An 18,230-nucleotide genomic window follows, 5' to 3' on the forward strand; every position below is an offset into this window, starting at 1 on the left:
CTGCCGGCGTGCCGCGTCCAGCCTCGACTTCCTTGGTGATGGCGTAGGTCGCAAGATCGCGCGTCAGCACATAGCGGCCGTCGCTGCGCGTATCGCGCGTCGCGTAGTCCGCCTCGAACTCGTGCATGTCGGCATTCAGGAGTTTGCCACCGAGCTTGTAGCGGAAGGGGTCCCACATGATCGGGTCCATGCCGACCAGCCGTGGCGCAAGATGACCGATCGGAAAGAACTGCACGAATTCCATGTCGATCAATTCGGCACCGGCGCGCAGCGCGAGCGCATAGCCATCGCCACCCATATTGGCCGAAGCACTGTTGCGGTGATAGAGCCGCGTCAACCCGCCGGTCGCGAGCACGACCGCTTTCGCCGCGATCGGCACGATGCGGCCGCTGGAAATGTGAAGCGCGGTGGCGCCCTGTGCCTCACCGTCGCGCACGCTGATATCCGTGACCAACAAATCGCCGATCCGGCGGATGCCGCTGGCATCGTTCAGGCGTGCGCGCAGCGTCTTCGATACCGCGGGTCCGGTCGACAGAAAATCCACATAGACGCAGCGCGGCCGGTCATGGCCAGGGGCCTGAACCTGCTTGATATGTCCATCTTCGCGGGCCCAACCGACCTTCCAGTCATCCATCTGGCGAATACGCCGGGGGCCATCTTCGCAGAGAATGCCGGCAAGCTTCTGGTCGCAGAGGCCGCGGCCGGCCGCAAGCGTGTCTGCCAGATGATGCTCCCAATGATCTGCCGTCTGCTCGCCGAGCGCGGCGGCCACCGTCATTTGTGCCATCACGGTTGCGCCGCCGCGGCCGATCAGGCTGCGGTCGGCCAGGATGACGTCGGCGCCGGCGCCGGCCGCCTCCAGCGCCGCGTACATCCCTGCGCCGCCTGCGCCGATCACGAGAACGTCGGTTTCAAGAGGGGAGATCGTTTCCAACAAACTGGATTTCCTTTGCCGTGATTGCTTCTGGAGCATCCTCAAGAATGAACCGTTGCAGTCTTACGTGAAAAAATACGTCAAATAAGAGCACAGATCGCGACCACGTGGCGAATGCAAAAAAGAGGCTGCCCGCCGGGCAGCCTCCCAAAAAACTCAAGTCAGCTATGACGGTTACCACTCGGTCCAGCGATCGCCATGCCAGTAGCCGCGGCCCTCGTGCTCGCGGAAGATAATCCGCGGACCCGGACGCCAATCGTCTTCGTGAACCACGACTCCGGCTCGGGCCGGATAGTCAAAGCGATCGTGGGTATGCCAGCACACGTTGCCTGAACAGGCGATTGCAGCGGATGCGCTAATGCTGGACAGCGCCAGCATGCCAGCACCCAGAGCCGTACCAAGCAAACTCTTGCCGATAGGTGTCATGTTGTCTTCTCCTCTTAGAAGGCAAACTGCCCTCCCGCCAACACCAGCGGCCAAGGATTCGTTCCGACGGAACCCGGATTTGGGCTGCTCTCCTCGACATCCCCAATCGGCACGTGCTGTTCCGCTACCGCTACCCCAGCGGAAGCGGCGGTTCCCAGCCCATGCGTCATCGCACGCGTGATCTGTGAGCCCTGGACCAACGCCTCGATCCGGAACACCGCTAACCCGAAAATGCCGGTCCGACGGTCGCCGCGGCGGTCGTCACCGCGCGGCGATATCGTTAGCATTCCCAGCGAAGCCTTCCTTACGCCGCCATGCCGCGTGCCAGTGAATCGTGAAAGCGCCGGATGTGCTCGGCGATCACCTCAGCATGATCTTCGAGCGCAAAGTGTCCCGATTCAAGGATGTTGAAGTCGACGTTTTTCAAATCCTTCCGATACGGGTGAGCGCCGACCGGCGGAAAGATAACGTCGTTTTCACCCCAAACGATCAATGCCGGCGGCTGATGACGCCGGAAATAGTCCTGCCATTTCGGATAGGTGGTCGCTGCTGATCATCCGCGATGCCTTTGATGGCATGCGGCGGTTCGGTGAATTTCAGAGGAGCCTGAAAATCTCGAAGGGCATCCTGACGGCGCGCCTAAAGCATTTGGTTGCGATCGGCGTGTTGGAAATGACTCCGATCGCCGGTGAGGACGGCTACCAGGAATACGTCCTGACCGATAAGGGCCGGGATCTGTTTCTGGTGACCGTCAGCTTGCGCCAGTGGGGCGAGGATCATTGCTTTGACAAATCCGAGCGTCATTCCGTTCTGGTGGAGAAGGCAAACGGACACCGCGTGCCGCGACTTGCACTGCGCGGAAGCGACGGGCACGAGCTCGATGAATCCGCTACATTTGTTCGGAAGGTCGCAGGCTCAACCGCCTCTCGCAAATTGCACGGCACGAGAGGAAAGCGCACTGTAGATTAGTCACGCCCTGTTACGCTGCGTTTGCGGCCGCGACGGCGGCCATGACGGCACTCGTGGCCACCCCGTTGCCGGGGACTGGCCGGCAGCCCATGACTGGGCGGCAATTATTCTGATTTCGGGCGGCGTCTACGCTACGAGCGGAGGCCAATTCCGGCCCGACAAGTCAAAAAAGCCTGGGGAAACGGCTGGACGCACCACGCGTGCCTGGCTATCTCCCGGGAAACGCAAATGAACCATGCATCGGATTCTCACACTCTGTTGAGAGCGTCGTTCAAGATTAAACTGAACGGCGAACCTGTCGTCATTGCGACCGTCGGACAGGCCTACCGATTCATCACGAGCCTCGGTCCCGTTGAATGGATGGAATTTCGGTCGTTACACGCGGATGCCAAAGCCGCGCTCGAGGCAGCCGCTGAGAATGGGATGCTAAACATCCAAGCAACGCAAGCGGTTCGGAAACTATTTGCACGAGCAAAATTGCTCTAGCCGAGGCGTCGGCTACCGACCAGTTCCCGCCAGACCGGCTTTCCACCGCTTTCCTCGGCTCGTGCACTCGACCCGGCTCCGGCAGATTGTTAGATGCGAGCCCTAAGTCGGATCTGAGTCGGAAAATGACCGTTGCTATCGAAATGGGACGAACCGCAACGGCTGAGCCCGCGACTTTGGATCTGGAGGAACTTCTTGCGACACGCTTGCTCGTGCAGGGCAATTCCGGATCGGGCAAATCCCACCTCCTCCGCCGTCTGCTTGAACAGAGCGTGCCCTGGGTCCAGCAAGCCGTCATCGATCCCGAAGGTGACTTCGTAACGCTGGCTGAACGGTTTGGTCACCTCGTTATTGACGCCGAAGAGCACACCGAGCCGGGCTTACAGGTTGCCGGCGAAAGGGCTCGGGAACACCGCATCTCCACTGTTCTGAACTTGGAGGGGCTTGATGCCGAGAACCAGATGCGGCGCGCGGCAGCCTTTCTTAATGGCCTCTTCGAGGTGCCCCGTGATCATTGGTATCCGATGCTGGTGATCGTGGACGAAGCTCAGTTGTTCGCTCCGGCCGTGGCCGGCGAAGTTTCGGACGAGGCTCGCAAGCTTTCACTCGGCGCCATGACCAACTTGATGTGCCGTGGCCGCAAGCGAGGACTGGCCGGCGTTATAGCCACGCAGCGTCTCGCGAAGCTTGCCAAAAACGTCGCCGCCGAAGCCGCGAATTTTCTTATGGGCCGCACGTTTCTCGACATCGATATGGCGCGCGCCGCCGACCTGCTCGGTATGGAACGTCGGCAGGCTGATGCCTTCCGTGATTTGGAGCGTGGACAGTTCATGGCACTTGGGTCGGCCCTCTGTCGTCGTCCGATCAGTCTGCGAATAGGGCCTACGGATACTCAGCCACGAAATTCATCTCCACGCCTGATGCCGCTACCGGGAGCGCCCTTGGCGGATGCGCGCGCTATCATCCTGGCAGCGCCTCCTCGCGAGCCCAATCGTCCCGTGCGCAGACCTCTTCCTGCCGATATCGCCAGCCAACTGGCAGCAGCCACTAAGAGTGATGTAGTCCCAGGAGAAACCGATCCTCCACTCACGTCGGAACAACGAGCAGAGCGACGCCAAAGGCTGGACTGCATTCTAGGCGTCATTCTTGCGGAACCCGACGCCGCATTTCGCGCGACAGACATTCTTTATCAAGAGTTCGTCGTTCGTTGTCGGATAGAGGGTTTGGGTTCTTCCGCTCCAACACTCAGTGCTTTTCGACGAATGCTGACCTGCGCTCGCGCCGGGCTTCCGAGTGACATGAGCGAGGATGTCGACTGGCAGGAACTCTCCATCAAAGCTGGCGCGCTGCCCGATGACATGCAAGGCGTCTTTTTGCTGATGGCTCGTGCGGCGAAGGAAAACCTACCCTGTCCCAGTGATGCAGCCATTGCGCGCGCCTATGGCACGCATTCCCTTCGCCGCGCGCGGCGGACATTGGCCTACATCGAGGAACAGGGTCTGATTGTTTGCCAACTCGACGGCCTCGGTCGCCGCGTTGTGAGCCTCATCGAACCGCCCTGGACGACAGCACCGGCTGACCCGAACGCGGCTATCGCAGCACCGGAGCTATGCGCATCGTCGTGACCCGGCTTTGACTGCGGCATTCATTGAGGCTGTAACTAACGTCTTGTCTGATCTATGATCGCAGCAACTCGCCGGGAGCCCGACCAGTCACGACATTGCCGCAACGGTTCGTCCATGTCTCGATGATACATCCCGTTGACGGGATCAGATCCAAGGCGGGGAATTTCAAAGATCGATGCTTGGGTTGGTAGCGGGGGAGGGACTCGAACCCCCGACCCCAGGATTATGATTCCCGTGCTCTAACCAGCTGAGCTACCCCGCCACGGCGCAGGCAATGCGGACATTATATGGGCCACAGTCGCGAGCGCGCGGCATATAAGAAGTAGCTCCCGGCCCTGTCAAGCAAAGCCCGAATTCAGAACGAAACGGCTGACGTGGCGCGTTATTTCGGCCGGACGTCCGGGTTGCCGCCCGGGCTTCCCGGCGGCGGAATCACCGGCGTATTGCCGGCGTCGGGGGTCGGCGCCCGGATCTCCGGGTCGACACCGGGAGGCGGACAAAGCACGCCATCGGACCTCGCGAGCTTGTCGCCAAGCGGCTCCGCCGCCTGTCCGGTGGTGGTGCCCGGTTCGCGGTTGGGGCGCGGCACCGCGGGTTTTGCGGTCGGGGCGCAGTCATCGGCCGCGGCGATCGCCGTCGGGGGCGGCGGCGTCGTTGCGGTCGGCGGTGCCTGTGCGGCCGCCCCCTGAACCGAGGTCAAGAACGCGAGTGTCAGAAGCAGCGCATGTCTGGTCATGCCACGAAAACGAACATCGCGGGCGCTGGTTCCGCGCGCTCAGATCAATGATTCAGGCTTTGCGGTAACGGATCAGCGAGAAGTGGCCCATCGGCGGCATCGGCCGCCGTTCGGCAAGGACAACGCCGCCGTGCCTGACCGCCCATTTCTCCAGCCTCGCCCATGGAAACTCCGGCCGCCAGCCGAGCCGGCGCGCGAGCGGCGCAAAGGCGAGCTCAAAGACCCGCCGCGGACCACTTTCGGCCCCGATATGATTGACCAGGATCAGTTCGCCGCCCGGTTTGAGCACACGAATAAAGTCATCGAGCGTTGCTTCCGGATCGGGAACCGCCGTGATGACATATTGCGCGACCACCGCATCGAAGGAGGAATCGGCAAACGCCAGATTCTTGGCATCCATCACCGCGAGTGTCTCGACGTTTTTCAGACCCAATGACCGGACGCGCTGCTGCGCCTTGCGCAGCATCGGCTCGGAAATATCGACGCCGCATATTTTCGTGGTTTGCGCATAATCGGACAGCGACAAGCCCGTGCCGACACCGACGTCGAGAACCCGCCCGCCGATCCGATCGGCCTCCGCAATCGTCGATTGCCGGCCTTGATCGAAGACCTTGCCGAACACGAGGTCGTAGATCGGAGCCCAGCGGCCATACGCCTTGGCGACCCCAGCGCGGTCGATATCTGCCCCCATGCCCTGCCCTGGAATTTATCCGCGAACCGTTTCGGCGAGCGGCACCGCGGCCCTTGCGGTCCTGCCGGCCATCGCCCTGGCGCTCGCGCTTTGGATAAAGCCGCCGCCAAGCACGCGTGCACGGCCCGAAGGCGCATCGTAGAACACGCAGGCCTGGCCCGGCGAGACGCCCTCCTCGCCGGCGACGAGATCGACCGCGTAACCATCGTCGGTCGCGCGCAGCCATGCCGGCTGCGGCGCACGCGTCGAGCGCACGCGGACGAAAATCTCAAGCCCCGCACCGACCGCCCGATCGAGCGGACCGTCGCCGATCCAGTTCACTTCGCGCAAGGTGATACGGTCCATCCGCAGCGCCTCGCGCGGACCGACCACGACGCGGCGATGTGCGGCATCGAGCTTCACGACATAGAGCGGCGCGCCGGAAGCGATGCCCAGGCCGCGGCGCTGGCCGACGGTGAAATGAACGATGCCCTGATGACCGCCGATGACGTTACCATCGAGATCGACGATCTCGCCGGGCTCGATCGCGTTGGGTCGCAAGCGGCCGATCACGTCGGTGTAGCGGCCGCTCGGCACAAAGCAGATGTCCTGGCTATCGTGCTTGTCGGCGACGTCGAGCCCGAAACGGCGCGCCAGCTCGCGCGTCTCGGGCTTGGTCATATCGCCAAGCGGAAAGCGCAAATATTGAAGCTGCTCGCGCGTGGTCGCAAACAGGAAATAGCTCTGGTCGCGATCGCTATCCGCGGCGCAAACGAGCGAACGCGATCCATCCGCCAATTCACGCGAGGCCACATAGTGACCGGTTGCAAGTACCGAGGCGCCGAGTTCGCGCGCCGTCGCCAGTAAATCGCGAAACTTGATCGAGCGGTTGCACTCGATACAGGGAACCGGCGTCTCGCCCGAGGCGTAGCTCTCGGCGAAGCTGTCAATCACCGATTGGCGGAAGCGGCTTTCGTAATCCAGCACGTAATGCGGAATGCCGATCCGCTCGGCGACATTACGAGCGTCATGAATGTCCTGCCCGGCGCAGCAGGCGCCCTTGCGGTGGGTGGCCGCGCCGTGGTCATAGAGTTGCAGGGTGATGCCGACGACGTCGTAGCCCTGCGACTTCAACAGTGCCGCCGTCACCGACGAATCAACCCCGCCCGACATGGCCACGACCACGCGGGTATCCTGGGGACGGCCTTCGAGATCCAGACTGTTGCGCATGGTCTTAGGTCACCAACTTGGCGCTAGCGGCGGTGGTCAGAAGCGGCGGCGCGTTGTCCTTCAAGGACTTAACCGTCTGCCGGGACGGCCGGAAGCTGCACTTTAATATAGGCCGAGTTGGCGCGAAGCAATCACACGGCCGCCATGCAGAGCAGAAGCGGCAAATCTTGCCGCCGGGCAGAAAAGATGGGTCGCCGACGGCCCGAGGGCGTCTGGCTTCAATTCTCAATGCATTGAAATATAAAGGTTTTTCGAAACCACTCGAGATGGCCCGGTCCTTGCTGATCCCATAGCGAGAGTTTCTTGCCGGAGGCCGTTCAGTGGTCAGTGTTACCCAAGATGCCGCAGCTGCAGCCAACGCCGCGTTCCAGGCCGCGCCTGCCTGGCTAACCCGCGCCAATACGCCGCCGGCCAATGACGTTTTCGCGGGCCTGGTCAGCCAGAACACGGCGAACGACGCCGCGTCGGCACTGCCGCCCGCGCCCCCGCCCCCATCCGTAAACAATGCGGATGTCCCGCCGCCTCCGCCGGCGGCCTCGGCAAATAGCCCCAATAGCAAGAACGCCAACAATGTGGCGCCCGCCAATAACAATTCGTCGAAGGCGCCAGCAAACGATGGCTCCGGCAACACTGCGGGTGCCGCTCAGTCGCCCGATTCCGGCAATACAACTTCCAATTCGACGGCGAACGCGAGCAGTGCGACGAGCACCAACACGGACCAGTCGTCCGCCACGACGGCATCGGATTCGACGCAGTCGGCCGACACCAAATCCAAGGACACCGGAACCGATGCGACCTCGACCGCGGTCGATGCTGCACTGTTGGCGCAGCAGGCCGGCAATCCGGCAACCGTCCCCGTCGCTGTTGCGGTTCCTACAACTGCCCCGGTCACCAACACCCCGCCGGCAACGCCGACCACCGGCGCTCCGACTGCGCCGCTGGCGATTGCTGCGGCAGCGATTGCCGCGAGCAGCCAGCCACCGGCGGCGCCGCCAGCACCGTCGGCCGCTGGCAAGACCGATTCTTCCACAACGTCTACGGCCACCTCAGGCGACGGCAGCGCCAAGGATGCTGTCCTCAAGCAGGGCGATCCGAAAGTTGCTCCGCCGCAGGTGCAACTCGACGTCACCCAGAATGCGTCGGCGACAATCACGGTCGGCGCGACCGTACCGATCGCACCGAATGCGGCACAAGCAAAGGCTCAGGCTGCGACAACCGAAGGCTCGGCGAAAAATTCGACGACGACGGATACAACCACGCCCGGAGCCGCCGCTGATGCCGGTCAGAATGTCGCCCCACCATCACTAATTCCAGCGACAACGGCTAAGCCGGAGACCGCGAACGTCGCCGCTCAGGCCACGACCGCCGATGCGGCGCCGGCGGCGGCCGCCGCCGCCCGTGACCACGTGGCAGCAACCGTCGCCCATGCCGCGGCAACCGATGTGCCCGACGTCACCACCCAGGCCATCGGCGCGCTCACGCCGCAGTTCAACTCGACCTCGGCCGTCGGCTCGGCGAACAATCTGACCGTGACGTCGGCCGCTAACGGCGCGGTGCCCCTGAGCGGCGTCGCGATGGAAATCGCCGCCAATGTGAAGAGCGGCAAAACCAGCTTTGAAATCCGCCTGGACCCCGCCGATCTCGGCCGGATCGACGTGCGGGTCCAGATCGACCAGAACGGTCAGGTGACCTCGCACCTGACGGTCGAAAAGCCGGAAACCCTCTCGATGCTGCGTCAGGACGCGCCGCAGTTGCAGCAGGCGCTGAGCGATGCCGGTCTCAAGACCGATAGCGGTGGCCTGCAATTCAGCCTGCGCGACCAGTCTTCGTCGGGCCAGAATGGCGGCAACAATAGCAGCAATCCAAATGCCCAGCGGCTGATCATCAGCGACGAGGACGCTGTTCCCGCCGCCGTAGCGGGCCGCAGCTACGCTCGCTCGCTTGGATCGAGCGGCGGCGTCGATATCAGAGTGTAAAGAGTGTGAGGAGAACGATATGACCGTTGTTTCGGGAACGACGCCGCAGACTTCATCATCCAGCAGCTCAAGCTCGGCCTCTTCCGCCAACGCGCTGGCGAACCAGCAGATCGCCGGCAATTTCCAGAGCTTCCTGCAGCTGCTGACCACCCAGTTGCAAAACCAGAACCCATTAAGCCCGCTCGACACCAACCAGTTCACCCAGCAACTGGTCGAGTTCGCCGGCGTCCAGCAGCAAATCAACACCAACGATTCGCTGGCCACGCTGGTCTCGCTGCAGCAGACCGCGCAATCGAGCCAGGCGCTGGAATTCGTCGGCAAGACCGCTGTGGTCAAGGGTGACACCACGTCGCTGACCAACAGCAAGGCCGCCTGGGGGCTCAATATCCCCACCGCCTCGGCGGTGACCGTCAACATTACCAACAGCACTGGCGCGACCGTCTACACCAGCACCACCAACGCCAACGCCGGCAACAACCAGACCTTCACCTGGAACGGGCTCGGCAACGACGGCACCCAGCAACCCGATGGCACATATAAACTGACGGCGACCGCGAAGGATTCGGCCGGCAACTCGGTCGCCATCACCACCGAAATCCAAGGCGTGGTATCCTCGGTCGATCTCACCCAGTCGCCGCCGCTGCTTTCGATCGGCGGCCAGACCTTCACGGTCAACCAGGTCCGGAGCATCATCAACTAGTGCGCACTTCGCGAAGTGCGTGTTCCGTTGCGGCAGCCACGCTTTTGTGAACCGCAAAAAGTCGTCGACCCCAAATCTGTTGAGTCTGGTACCCGGCCCGTCGATCTGAAGTCCCTGATTAACACAGCGCTGTTGGTGCAAGGCCTCAGATCGGCGGAATCGCCCCCGAAAGCGCCAGCGTGGCGGTCATTTGCATCCGGTTCACCCTCGCCTGGCGGCCTAACGTCCGGTTAACAAACCGCCGGATAGGGCAGCCGGACCGCTTCGGACGCAGCATTTTCAAGGAGATTCGTATTGCAGCCTTGGGTTTAGGCAAATTTTAAGTCGGCGGGCGTAATTTGATGGCGTGAGTTTCAGTGGTTTAGAGTTTGTGAGTACGCCATGACAGAGCCTCATCGCCCGAGGGTAAAATACGTCATCGGGCCCGACGGCAGCCCCCTGACCATTGCGGATCTGCCCGCCCCCGGAACCAAGCGATGGGTGATCCGTCGCAAGGCTGAAGTCGTTGCCGCGGTTCGCGGCGGCCTGCTCTCCCTCGAAGAGGCCTGCAGCCGCTATACGCTGACCGTCGACGAATTCCTGTCTTGGCAGTTCTCGATCGACCAGCATGGCCTTGCTGGCCTGCGGACCACCCGAATCCAGCAATATCGCCAATAGCCACCATCTGACACGATGGCATTTGAGGAAAATCGGCTTCGCTCCGCGAAGCCGATTTTTGCCGTTTTGAACTTTCACCCCCTGCCGTTTACCTTTGTTAACCATATCGAAACCATACCGTAGGCAATAATTGCCCAGTGGTCCGATCCCCGTTGGGACCGAATCTTTAGGGGCGGTTGGTTTGCAGAGTCTCGTAAGCTTTCTGAGAGGCTTGGGCGCTTCGCGGCTGATGGCGATGGTGGCAGTAACGGCTGCCCTGATCGGCTTCTTCGCGTTCGTCATCATGCGCGTCACCACGCCGCAGATGACCACCCTCTTCACCGACCTCAGCCTTGAGGACTCCAGTGCCGTCATCAAGGACCTGGAACGGCAGGCGATTCCCTTTGAGATCCGCAATGACGGCGCCATCATCATGGTGCCGAAGGACAAGGTCACGCGGCTGCGCATGAAGCTCGCCGAAGGCGGCCTGCCCAAGGGCGGCGGTGTCGGCTACGAGATCTTCGACAAGTCGGACGCACTGGGCACCACGAGTTTCGTCCAGAACATCAATCATTTGCGCGCGCTGGAAGGCGAATTGGCCCGCACCATCCGCGCCATCGACCGCGTCCAGGCCGCCCGCGTCCATCTGGTGTTGCCGGAGCGGCCGCTGTTTGCCCGGGAAGCACCCGAACCCTCCGCCTCGATCGTGGTTCGCGTCCGCGGCACGCTCGAGCCGCAGCAGATCAGGTCGATCCGCCATCTGGTCGCCTCCGCCGTCAACGGTTTGAAGCCGCAGCGGGTGTCGATCGTCGACGAAGCTGGCCAATTGCTCGCCGACGGTGCCGGCGGCGAACAGGACAACACGGTCGCCGACGAACGCCGCAATGCGTTCGAGAAGCGGCTGCGCAACGAGGTCGAAGCGATCGTCTCGTCCGTAGTCGGCGCCGGCCGCGCCCGCGTCCAGCTCTCGGCCGATTTCGACTACAACAAGATTACCCAGACGTCCGACAAGTTCGATCCCGAAGGGCGCGTGTTGCGCTCGAGCCAGACCCGCGAGGAATCCAGCGCCACTGCCGAAACCAACGGTCAGGTGACGGTCAATAACGAACTGCCGGGCAATCAGCAGAACAACGGCGGACCTGTCGCGCGCGACCAGAGCAAGAAGACCGAAGAGACCAACAACTACGAGATCTCGCGCACCACCAAGACCGAAGTCACCGAAGCCGGCCGGGTCAACCGGATCTCCGTCGCGGTGCTGGTGGACGGCAGCTACGTCAAGAACGACAAGGGCGAGATGGTCTATCAGGATCGCGGCAAGGAACAGCTTGATCGCATCGCGACCCTGGTGCGCTCGGCGATCGGCTTCGACCAGAAACGCGGCGACCAGGTCGAGGTGGTCAACCTGAGATTTGCCGAAGCACCGACCGTAGCCCCCCTGGCCGAGCCCACCGGCTTGCTCGGTATGCTGCAGTTCACCAAAGACGACGTGATGTACGTTATCGAACTCGGCGTGATGATGCTGCTCGGCCTTGTCGTGCTGTTCATGGTGATCCGCCCGCTGGTCAAGCGCATCCTTGCTGACGAAGTGGTGGCCCCCGCGGAAGCGCCGCTGCCTGCGATCACCGACGGCGGCGCCCAGGCGGCCGCTCCGGGTTCGAGCCTTGTGCCCGGTGTCAACAACACCGCACAACTCATCGACGTGGCCCAGGTCCAGGGCCAGGTCCACGCCCAATCCGTTCATCGCGTCGGCGAATTGGCCGAACGCAATCCCAACGAAACCGCAGCCATCATCCGTCAATGGCTGTCCGAACCGGCTGCAACATAATCCGACATGGCTACGTCTCAAACCAACAACGCCAATGACATCACCAGCGTGATTTCCTCGCTGGCGGCGCGTCAGGCCAACAAGGCCAAGGGAGAGCCGATTCCCGGCCCCAAGCGCGCCGCCATGCTGATGCTGGCGCTAGGCGAGCAATATGGCGGCAAGGTCTGGTCGCTGCTCGACGATGACGAGGTCCGCGAACTGTCGATCCAGATGTCGACGCTCGGCACCGTCGAGGCCGATGTGGTCGAGGACATGCTGCTCGAATTCGTGTCGCGGATGTCGGCATCGGGCGCCCTGATGGGCAACTTCGATGCCACCGAGCGGTTGTTGCAGCAGTACCTGCCGCCGGAGCGCGTCATCGGAATCATGGACGAGATCCGCGGCCCGGCCGGCCGCAACATGTGGGAGAAGCTCTCCAACGTGCAGGAAGAGGTGCTCGCCAACTACCTCAAGAACGAATACCCGCAGACCATCGCCGTCGTGCTCTCCAAGCTCAAGCCCGAGCATTCGGCGCGGGTGCTTGCGATCCTGCCCGAGGATATGGCGCTCGACGTCGTCAACCGCATGCTGAAGATGGAAGCGGTACAGAAAGAAGTGATCGAGCGCGTCGAGCAGACGCTTCGCGTCGAGTTCATGTCGAACCTGTCGCAGACCAGACGGCGCGACGCCCACGAGGTGATGGCGGAAATCTTCAACAACTTCGACCGCCAGACCGAAACCCGCTTCATCACCTCGCTGGAAGAGGATAACCGCGAATCCGCCGAGCGCATCAAGGCGCTGATGTTTACGTTCGATGATTTGATCAAGCTCGATTCCGGTTCGGCGCAGACGCTGATGCGCAACGTCGACAAGGACAAGCTCGGCGTCGCACTCAAGAGCGCCAACGAAGAGGTGCGCGGCTTCTTCCTCAGCAACATGTCCTCGCGCGCCGGCAAGATGCTGCTCGACGACATGGCGGCCATGGGACCGGTGCGGCTGCGCGACGTCGATGAGGCGCAGGCGCTGCTGGTGAACCTCGCCAAGGACCTTGCCGCCAAGGGCGAGATCACCCTGACCAAGAACCGCGCCGACGACGAATTGGTGTATTGATGGCCGCGCCCGCAAAATTCCTGTTCGACACCGACTTCGGGGCCCCCGACCGGGCGCGCGAGCGCGCGACCGCCGCCGAGGTCGCCCAGAAGGTCGCCGCCGCCGAGGCGCGCGCTTATCGCGACGGCTATGACGCGGCGCAACGCGAGGCCAAGGCCGAAAGCGATCGCCGCGTGGCGCTGGCGCTCGAGACCATCGGCGTCGCCATCAAGGGCATAGCCGCCGGCTTTTCCGGGCTCGAGCAGCGGATGGAGACCGAAGCCGTCGACGTGGCGATCGCGGTCGCCCGCAAGCTCGCCAGCGAACTTGTCGCGCGCGAGCCGATGGGCGAGATCACCGCGCTTGTTTCCGACTGCTTCGCGCAGCTCGTCTCGACCCCGCATATCGTGGTCAGAATAAACGATGCCCTTTACGAGGCGGCGCATGCCCGCATCGAGACTTTGGCGAAGCAATGCGGCTTTGCCGGCCGTCTGGTGATCCTGGCCGAACCGGAGATCCAGACCGGCGATTGCCGGATTGAGTGGGCCGATGGCGGCGTCGTTCTCGAACGGGCGGCGATCGAGGCCAAGATCAATGAACTCGTCGGGCGCTACATCGCGTCCCGCAATCAGACCTGAATCAGGAGGAATGAACCATGAGTGACAACGACACACAGGTTCCGCTCCCGGATTTGAATGGAGCCGGCGCGCCGGCCGTGGGCGATGACGTGGCCTACAATGAGGATGAGAACGCTGCCCGCATCGCAGCCGATCTTGAAGCCGTGTTCGACGTGCCGGTACAGGTCTCGGCCGTGCTTGGCCGCTCCAAGATGGACGTCGGCGACCTGCTCAAGCTCGGGCCCGGCACGGTGCTCGAACTCGATCGCCGCGTCGGTGAAGCCATCGATATTTACGTCAACAACCGGCTGGTCGCGCGCGGCGAGGTCGTGCTGGTCGAAGACAAGCTTGGCGTCACCATGACCGAAATCATCAAAGCGGATCGCAACTAAGATTTTGAATAATGCGCGCCTGAACGGCGCGAACAGTCGAACAGGAGATGACCATGCGGCTTCTTATCGTGGGCACGTTGAAAGGGCAGCTTACAACGGCAACCAAGATCGCGATGGATAACGGCGCTTCCGTCACCCACGCGGAGGACAACGAGCAGGCAATGCGGGTGCTGCGCGGCGGCAAGGGCGCCGACCTACTGCTGGTCGATGTCTCCCTCGACATCCGCGACCTCGTGATGCGCCTCGAGTCCGAACACATTCATGTGCCGATCGTCGCATGCGGCATCTCCAATGATGCCCGCGCTGCAGTCGCCGCAATCCATGCCGGCGCCAAGGAATATATTCCGCTGCCGCCCGATCCCGAACTGATCGCTGCGGTCCTCGCCGCCGTCGCCAATGATTCCCGCGATCTCGTCTATCGCGACGACGCGATGGCCAAAGTCATCAAGCTGGCGCAACAGATTGCGGGATCAGATGCTTCCGTCATGATCACCGGCGAATCCGGCACCGGCAAGGAAGTGCTGGCGCGCTACGTTCACACCCGCTCCAACCGCGCCAAGAAACCCTTCATCTCGATCAACTGCGCGGCGATCCCCGAGCATCTGCTCGAATCCGAGCTGTTTGGCCACGAAAAGGGCGCCTTCACCGGCGCGGTGGCGCGGCGGATCGGCAAATTCGAGGAAGCGACCGGCGGCACGCTGCTGCTCGACGAAATCTCCGAAATGGACGTGCGGCTGCAATCAAAATTGCTGCGCGCCATTCAGGAGCGCGTGATCGACCGCGTCGGCGGCACACGGCCGGTTCCAGTCGACATCCGCATCATCGCAACCTCGAACCGCAACCTTGCGGACGCGGTGCGCGAAGGCACCTTCCGCGAAGACCTGCTGTTCCGCCTCAACGTCGTCAACTTGAAGATTCCGCCGCTTCGCGAGCGACCGGCCGACATCCTCGAGCTGGCCCAGCACTTCGTCAAGAAATACTCCGATGCCAACGGCGTGCCGCTGCGACCGCTTTCGGCCGAGGCGCGCCGGGTTCTGACCACCAACCGCTGGCAAGGCAACGTTCGCGAACTGGAAAATACCATTCACCGCTCGGTGCTGATGGCACAAGGCGACGAGATCGGCGTCGAAGCGATCATCACGCCGGACGGCGACCGCCTCGACGGCCCCAAGACGGCGCCAGTGGTCGCGCATGCCACCTTCGCCGCCGAGCAGGTCACGCGCGCCCTGGTCGGTCGCACCGTGGCCGATGTCGAATGCGACCTGATCCTGGAAACGCTGAAGCATTGCCTTGGCAACCGAACCCACGCCGCCAACATTCTCGGCATTTCGATCCGCACGCTTCGCAACAAGCTCAACGAATATGCCGACGGCGGCCTGCCGATCACGCCGGCCGGCGCCGGCGAACCACATCGCGCCACCATGGCTGGCTGAGATCATTTCCAGCGAAACGGCGCGAGGCAATCTCGCGCCGTTTTTGCAGTCTAACCCAATTCCGGCGCGCCGGGTTTGCGGAAGATGTGAATGGGATCGCCGGGTTCGAGGGAACGCCCGGTAAACGTCACATAGGCATAAAGCGCGAGGTAGGCGAGCGCGAGCGCGCCAATCGCATAGAACAGCCAGATGGCGGCGCGTTTCATCGCCTAGCGCCGGCGCTTTACCACGACGGCAACACCGCGCCCTTGAATTTGGTCAGCACGAATTCGCGAACTTCCGGCGTGTGATAGCTCTCGATCAGCGTCTTGACCCACGGCTTGTCCTTGTCGGCGCTGCGCACCGCAATGAGGTTCACATAAGGACCCTTGGGATCCTCGCGCAGGATCGCGTCCTTGACCGGGTCGAGACCGGCCTGTGTGGCGTAGTTGGTGTTGATGCCGGCGACGTCGACATCGTCGAGCGTTCGCGCCGTCTGGGCGGCGTCGACTTCCACAATCTTGAACTTCTTTGGATTGTCGGTAACGTCTGCAATCGTCGGCTTGAAGCCGACATTGGTTTTTAGCTTGAGCACGCCCTTATCCTGCAACAGCAGCAGCACGCGGCCGCCATTGGTCGGATCGTTCGGGATTGACAAGGTCGCGCCCTGTGGCACCGCGTCCCAGCTCTTGTACTTCTTGGAATAGATTCCCATCGGGAAATTCACGGTGAGCGCCACGGTTTCGATCTTGTAACCGCGGTCGGCCTTCTGGTTGTCGAGATAAGGCTGGTTCTGGAATGAGTTCGCCTGCAGGTCGCCGGCGTCGAGCGCGGCGTTCGGAACCACATAGTCCGTGAACTCGACGATCTGGATGTCGAGACCGTTCTTGGCCGCGATCGGCTTCACGGCTTCGAGGATCTGCGCGTGCGGTCCCGGCGTCACGCCGACCTTGATGGTCTCGGCACGGACCGGAATAGCGAAGGCCGCCGCGAGAACCGGGGCCAGGAGAAAACGGAGAGACATGATAAAGAGATCCTTCCTCGAAAACAGCACTCAAGATTTCCGGCTGCGCTTGTCGAGCCGGCGCGCAATCATCTCACCCAGCGTCTGCACGCCCTGCACCAGCACGATCAGCACGATCACGACCGCCGCCATCACCTCCGGCATGAAACGCTGGTAACCGTAGCGAATGCCGAGATCGCCAAGCCCGCCGCCGCCGACCGCGCCCACCATCGCCGAATAGCCGAGCAGGCTGACAAGCGTCAATGTCAGCGCCAGCGTCAGTGCCGGCAAGGCCTCCGGCAGCAGCACCTTGCGCACGATCTGGAGCGGACTGGCGCCGAAGGCTCGCGCGGCTTCCACCAGCCCCTGATCGACCTCGCGGATCGCGGCCTCGACAACGCGCGCAATGAACGGAATCGCCGCAATCGTGAGCGGCACCACCGCGGCGCGCGTTCCGATCGAGGTTCCGACAATCAGCCGTGTCAGCGGCACGATGGCGACAACGAGAATAATGAACGGTGTCGAGCGCGTCGCGTTGACGACCAGGCCGAGAATGCGGTTGGCCGCCGGTGCAGCGAACAGTTCGCCAGCACGGCTCGTCGCCAGAAAGATGCCGAGCGGAAGTCCGAACAGCGTTCCAAGCATGCCGGAAAGACCGACCATGATGAGCGTGTCGAGCGTCGAGTTCGCGATAAGCTGGAGCATTTCAGGCGACATAACCGAGATGCTCCACCGTATTCTGCCCCGCCACGAGTTGCTCCGTGATCCGCCGCAAATCGGCATCGGCGGAAACCGAAATGAACAGCGATCCGAACGGACGGCCCGCAATCGTCTCCACCTGCCCATGCAGGATATTGACGTCGAGGCCGAAACTGCGTGACAGGCGCGAGAGCACCGGCTGGTCGGCCTCGGCGCCGACAAAGCCGACGCGCAGCACCGCGCTGTCGCCGGGCTGACGCGCCGGCCTTAACTTCGCAACCAGCCATTCCGGCACCTGGGCACCAGTGATGGCGCCGATGAAGCGCTGCGTCGTTTCATGACGCGGATGCGCAAAGATTTCGAATGTTGTGCCCTGTTCGACGATACGCCCGCCCTCGAGCACGGCGACGCGGTCGGCGAGTTTTTTCACCACCATCATCTCATGGGTGATGAACAGGATGGTGAGCTTGAGTTCTGCATTGATGGTCTTGAGCAGCGCCAAAATCTGGTCGGTGGTTTCCGGATCGAGCGCGGACGTCGCCTCGTCCGACAACAACACCTTGGGCCGCGTCGCCAGCGCCCGCGCAATGCCGACGCGCTGTTTCTGTCCGCCGGAAAGTTCGGCCGGATAGCGGTCGCGCTTATCCGATAGCCCAACCATCTCCAGAAGCGGTTCGACTCGCCTCGTCACCTCGGCCGCGCCGAGGCCCGCGATCTCGAGCGGCAAGGCAATATTCTCGAACGCGGTGCGCGAGGACAGCAGGTTGAAATGCTGGAAGATCATGCCGATCGAACGGCGCGCCTCGCGCAGGCCGCGCTCGTCGAG

20 protein-coding genes and 1 tRNA gene are annotated in these 18,230 nt (G+C 62.6%); 11 read left to right on the forward strand and 10 right to left on the reverse strand.

From position 1 onward, the window contains the following. Together VFL62_RS18055 and VFL62_RS18060 are read right to left on the reverse strand one after the other, a co-directional pair. Positions 1 to 934, reverse strand: a 934-nt coding sequence (locus VFL62_RS18055) for an FAD-binding protein (protein ID WP_325173744.1), incomplete at its 3' end; no start/stop codon positions are given. A 174-nt stretch (positions 935 to 1,108) separates the two neighbouring features. Next, positions 1,109 to 1,360, reverse strand: a complete 252-nt coding sequence (locus VFL62_RS18060) for a hypothetical protein (RefSeq protein WP_325173745.1) — start codon at positions 1,358 to 1,360, stop codon at positions 1,109 to 1,111. Positions 1,361 to 1,852: 492 nt separating this feature from the next. Here VFL62_RS18060 and VFL62_RS18070 point away from each other — a divergent pair, with 492 nt between their 5' ends. From VFL62_RS18070 to VFL62_RS18080, 3 genes are all read left to right on the forward strand, one after another. Next, positions 1,853 to 2,329, forward strand: coding sequence for a helix-turn-helix domain-containing protein (locus tag VFL62_RS18070; RefSeq protein ID WP_325173746.1), 477 nt, complete (start codon positions 1,853 to 1,855; stop codon positions 2,327 to 2,329). Positions 2,330 to 2,557: 228 nt separating this feature from the next. Further along, positions 2,558 to 2,815: a hypothetical protein gene (locus tag VFL62_RS18075; protein ID WP_325173747.1), complete on the forward strand. Its 258-nt coding sequence runs from the start codon at positions 2,558 to 2,560 to the stop codon at positions 2,813 to 2,815. 125 nt (positions 2,816 to 2,940) lie between these two features. Next, positions 2,941 to 4,440, forward strand: a complete 1,500-nt coding sequence (locus VFL62_RS18080; RefSeq protein ID WP_325173748.1) for an ATP-binding protein — start codon at positions 2,941 to 2,943, stop codon at positions 4,438 to 4,440. Between the two features lie 185 nt (positions 4,441 to 4,625). Here VFL62_RS18080 and VFL62_RS18085 read toward each other — a convergent pair. The 4 genes from VFL62_RS18085 to mnmA form a co-directional block, all read right to left on the reverse strand. Beyond that, a tRNA-Met gene (locus VFL62_RS18085) sits at positions 4,626 to 4,702 on the reverse strand. A gap of 120 nt (positions 4,703 to 4,822) precedes the next feature. Then, a complete protein-coding gene (locus tag VFL62_RS18090) occupies positions 4,823 to 5,176 on the reverse strand; it encodes a hypothetical protein (protein ID WP_325173749.1) in 354 nt (117 codons plus the stop codon). 52 nt (positions 5,177 to 5,228) lie between these two features. Then, complete coding sequence (locus tag VFL62_RS18095) at positions 5,229 to 5,867, reverse strand: class I SAM-dependent methyltransferase (RefSeq protein ID WP_325173750.1); 639 nt, start codon at positions 5,865 to 5,867, stop codon at positions 5,229 to 5,231. A gap of 15 nt (positions 5,868 to 5,882) precedes the next feature. Beyond that, a complete protein-coding gene (gene mnmA / locus VFL62_RS18100) occupies positions 5,883 to 7,076 on the reverse strand; it encodes a tRNA 2-thiouridine(34) synthase MnmA (protein WP_325173751.1) in 1,194 nt (397 codons plus the stop codon). A 320-nt stretch (positions 7,077 to 7,396) separates the two neighbouring features. Between mnmA and VFL62_RS18105 the strand changes: the two genes are divergently transcribed. The 8 genes from VFL62_RS18105 (at position 7,397) to VFL62_RS18140 (ending at position 15,723) form a co-directional block, all read left to right on the forward strand. Next, the gene (locus VFL62_RS18105) at positions 7,397 to 9,052 is read left to right on the forward strand and encodes a flagellar hook-length control protein FliK (RefSeq protein ID WP_325173752.1); all 1,656 of its coding nucleotides are present in this window, start codon (positions 7,397 to 7,399) and stop codon (positions 9,050 to 9,052) included. Positions 9,053 to 9,071: 19 nt separating this feature from the next. After that, positions 9,072 to 9,752: a flagellar hook assembly protein FlgD gene (locus VFL62_RS18110; protein WP_325173753.1), complete on the forward strand. Its 681-nt coding sequence runs from the start codon at positions 9,072 to 9,074 to the stop codon at positions 9,750 to 9,752. Positions 9,753 to 10,133: 381 nt separating this feature from the next. After that, complete coding sequence (locus VFL62_RS18115; protein WP_002714638.1) at positions 10,134 to 10,409, forward strand: DUF1153 domain-containing protein; 276 nt, start codon at positions 10,134 to 10,136, stop codon at positions 10,407 to 10,409. A gap of 181 nt (positions 10,410 to 10,590) precedes the next feature. Then, positions 10,591 to 12,213, forward strand: coding sequence for a flagellar basal-body MS-ring/collar protein FliF (fliF, locus tag VFL62_RS18120; protein WP_325173754.1), 1,623 nt, complete (start codon positions 10,591 to 10,593; stop codon positions 12,211 to 12,213). 6 nt (positions 12,214 to 12,219) lie between these two features. After that, positions 12,220 to 13,302 (forward strand): flagellar motor switch protein FliG, encoded by a 1,083-nt coding sequence (gene fliG, locus VFL62_RS18125; protein ID WP_325173755.1) that lies wholly within the window; start codon positions 12,220 to 12,222, stop codon positions 13,300 to 13,302. Beyond that, positions 13,302 to 13,919: a FliH/SctL family protein gene (locus VFL62_RS18130; RefSeq protein ID WP_325173756.1), complete on the forward strand. Its 618-nt coding sequence runs from the start codon at positions 13,302 to 13,304 to the stop codon at positions 13,917 to 13,919. The genes fliG and VFL62_RS18130 overlap by 1 nt, the downstream gene beginning before the upstream one ends. Before the next feature lie 17 nt (positions 13,920 to 13,936). Then, positions 13,937 to 14,290, forward strand: coding sequence for a flagellar motor switch protein FliN (fliN, locus tag VFL62_RS18135; RefSeq protein WP_325173757.1), 354 nt, complete (start codon positions 13,937 to 13,939; stop codon positions 14,288 to 14,290). 53 nt (positions 14,291 to 14,343) lie between these two features. Further along, positions 14,344 to 15,723 (forward strand): sigma-54 dependent transcriptional regulator, encoded by a 1,380-nt coding sequence (locus VFL62_RS18140; RefSeq protein ID WP_325173758.1) that lies wholly within the window; start codon positions 14,344 to 14,346, stop codon positions 15,721 to 15,723. A gap of 50 nt (positions 15,724 to 15,773) precedes the next feature. On the opposite strand, the gene VFL62_RS18145 is transcribed toward VFL62_RS18140, so the two are convergent. The 4 genes from VFL62_RS18145 to VFL62_RS18160 all read right to left on the reverse strand — a co-directional run. Further along, positions 15,774 to 15,929: a hypothetical protein gene (locus VFL62_RS18145; RefSeq protein ID WP_325173759.1), complete on the reverse strand. Its 156-nt coding sequence runs from the start codon at positions 15,927 to 15,929 to the stop codon at positions 15,774 to 15,776. A gap of 17 nt (positions 15,930 to 15,946) precedes the next feature. Beyond that, complete coding sequence (locus VFL62_RS18150; protein ID WP_325173760.1) at positions 15,947 to 16,726, reverse strand: MetQ/NlpA family ABC transporter substrate-binding protein; 780 nt, start codon at positions 16,724 to 16,726, stop codon at positions 15,947 to 15,949. 30 nt (positions 16,727 to 16,756) lie between these two features. Beyond that, positions 16,757 to 17,422 carry a methionine ABC transporter permease gene (locus VFL62_RS18155; RefSeq protein ID WP_325173761.1) on the reverse strand — a complete coding sequence of 222 codons (666 nt, stop codon included), beginning with the start codon at positions 17,420 to 17,422 and terminating at the stop codon, positions 16,757 to 16,759. Then, positions 17,412 to 18,230, reverse strand: an 819-nt coding sequence (locus tag VFL62_RS18160; protein WP_325173762.1) for an ATP-binding cassette domain-containing protein, incomplete at its 5' end; no start/stop codon positions are given. The genes VFL62_RS18155 and VFL62_RS18160, both read right to left, overlap by 11 nt.

It is taken from the genome of Bradyrhizobium sp. (assembly GCF_035701725.1).
In the GTDB taxonomy this organism is placed as follows: Bacteria; Pseudomonadota; Alphaproteobacteria; order Rhizobiales; family Xanthobacteraceae; genus Bradyrhizobium.

Bases quoted from the DNA above. Each gene is read 5' to 3' on its own strand.
- VFL62_RS18130 (WP_325173756.1), top strand. From the start codon at position 13,302: ATGGCCGCGCCCGCAAAATTCCTGTTCGACACCGACTTCGGGGCCCCC.
- VFL62_RS18070 (WP_325173746.1), top strand. From the start codon at position 1,853: ATGCCGGCGGCTGATGACGCCGGAAATAGTCCTGCCATTTCGGATAGG.
- VFL62_RS18150 (WP_325173760.1), bottom strand. From the start codon at position 16,726: ATGTCTCTCCGTTTTCTCCTGGCCCCGGTTCTCGCGGCGGCCTTCGCT.
- mnmA (WP_325173751.1), bottom strand. From the start codon at position 7,076: ATGCGCAACAGTCTGGATCTCGAAGGCCGTCCCCAGGATACCCGCGTG.
- VFL62_RS18155 (WP_325173761.1), bottom strand. From the start codon at position 17,422: ATGTCGCCTGAAATGCTCCAGCTTATCGCGAACTCGACGCTCGACACG.
- VFL62_RS18075 (WP_325173747.1), top strand. From the start codon at position 2,558: ATGAACCATGCATCGGATTCTCACACTCTGTTGAGAGCGTCGTTCAAG.
- VFL62_RS18060 (WP_325173745.1), bottom strand. From the start codon at position 1,360: ATGACACCTATCGGCAAGAGTTTGCTTGGTACGGCTCTGGGTGCTGGC.
- VFL62_RS18080 (WP_325173748.1), top strand. From the start codon at position 2,941: ATGACCGTTGCTATCGAAATGGGACGAACCGCAACGGCTGAGCCCGCG.
- fliN (WP_325173757.1), top strand. From the start codon at position 13,937: ATGAGTGACAACGACACACAGGTTCCGCTCCCGGATTTGAATGGAGCC.
- VFL62_RS18110 (WP_325173753.1), top strand. From the start codon at position 9,072: ATGACCGTTGTTTCGGGAACGACGCCGCAGACTTCATCATCCAGCAGC.
- VFL62_RS18140 (WP_325173758.1), top strand. From the start codon at position 14,344: ATGCGGCTTCTTATCGTGGGCACGTTGAAAGGGCAGCTTACAACGGCA.
- VFL62_RS18145 (WP_325173759.1), bottom strand. From the start codon at position 15,929: ATGAAACGCGCCGCCATCTGGCTGTTCTATGCGATTGGCGCGCTCGCG.
- VFL62_RS18090 (WP_325173749.1), bottom strand. From the start codon at position 5,176: ATGACCAGACATGCGCTGCTTCTGACACTCGCGTTCTTGACCTCGGTT.
- VFL62_RS18115 (WP_002714638.1), top strand. From the start codon at position 10,134: ATGACAGAGCCTCATCGCCCGAGGGTAAAATACGTCATCGGGCCCGAC.
- fliG (WP_325173755.1), top strand. From the start codon at position 12,220: ATGGCTACGTCTCAAACCAACAACGCCAATGACATCACCAGCGTGATT.
- VFL62_RS18095 (WP_325173750.1), bottom strand. From the start codon at position 5,867: ATGGGGGCAGATATCGACCGCGCTGGGGTCGCCAAGGCGTATGGCCGC.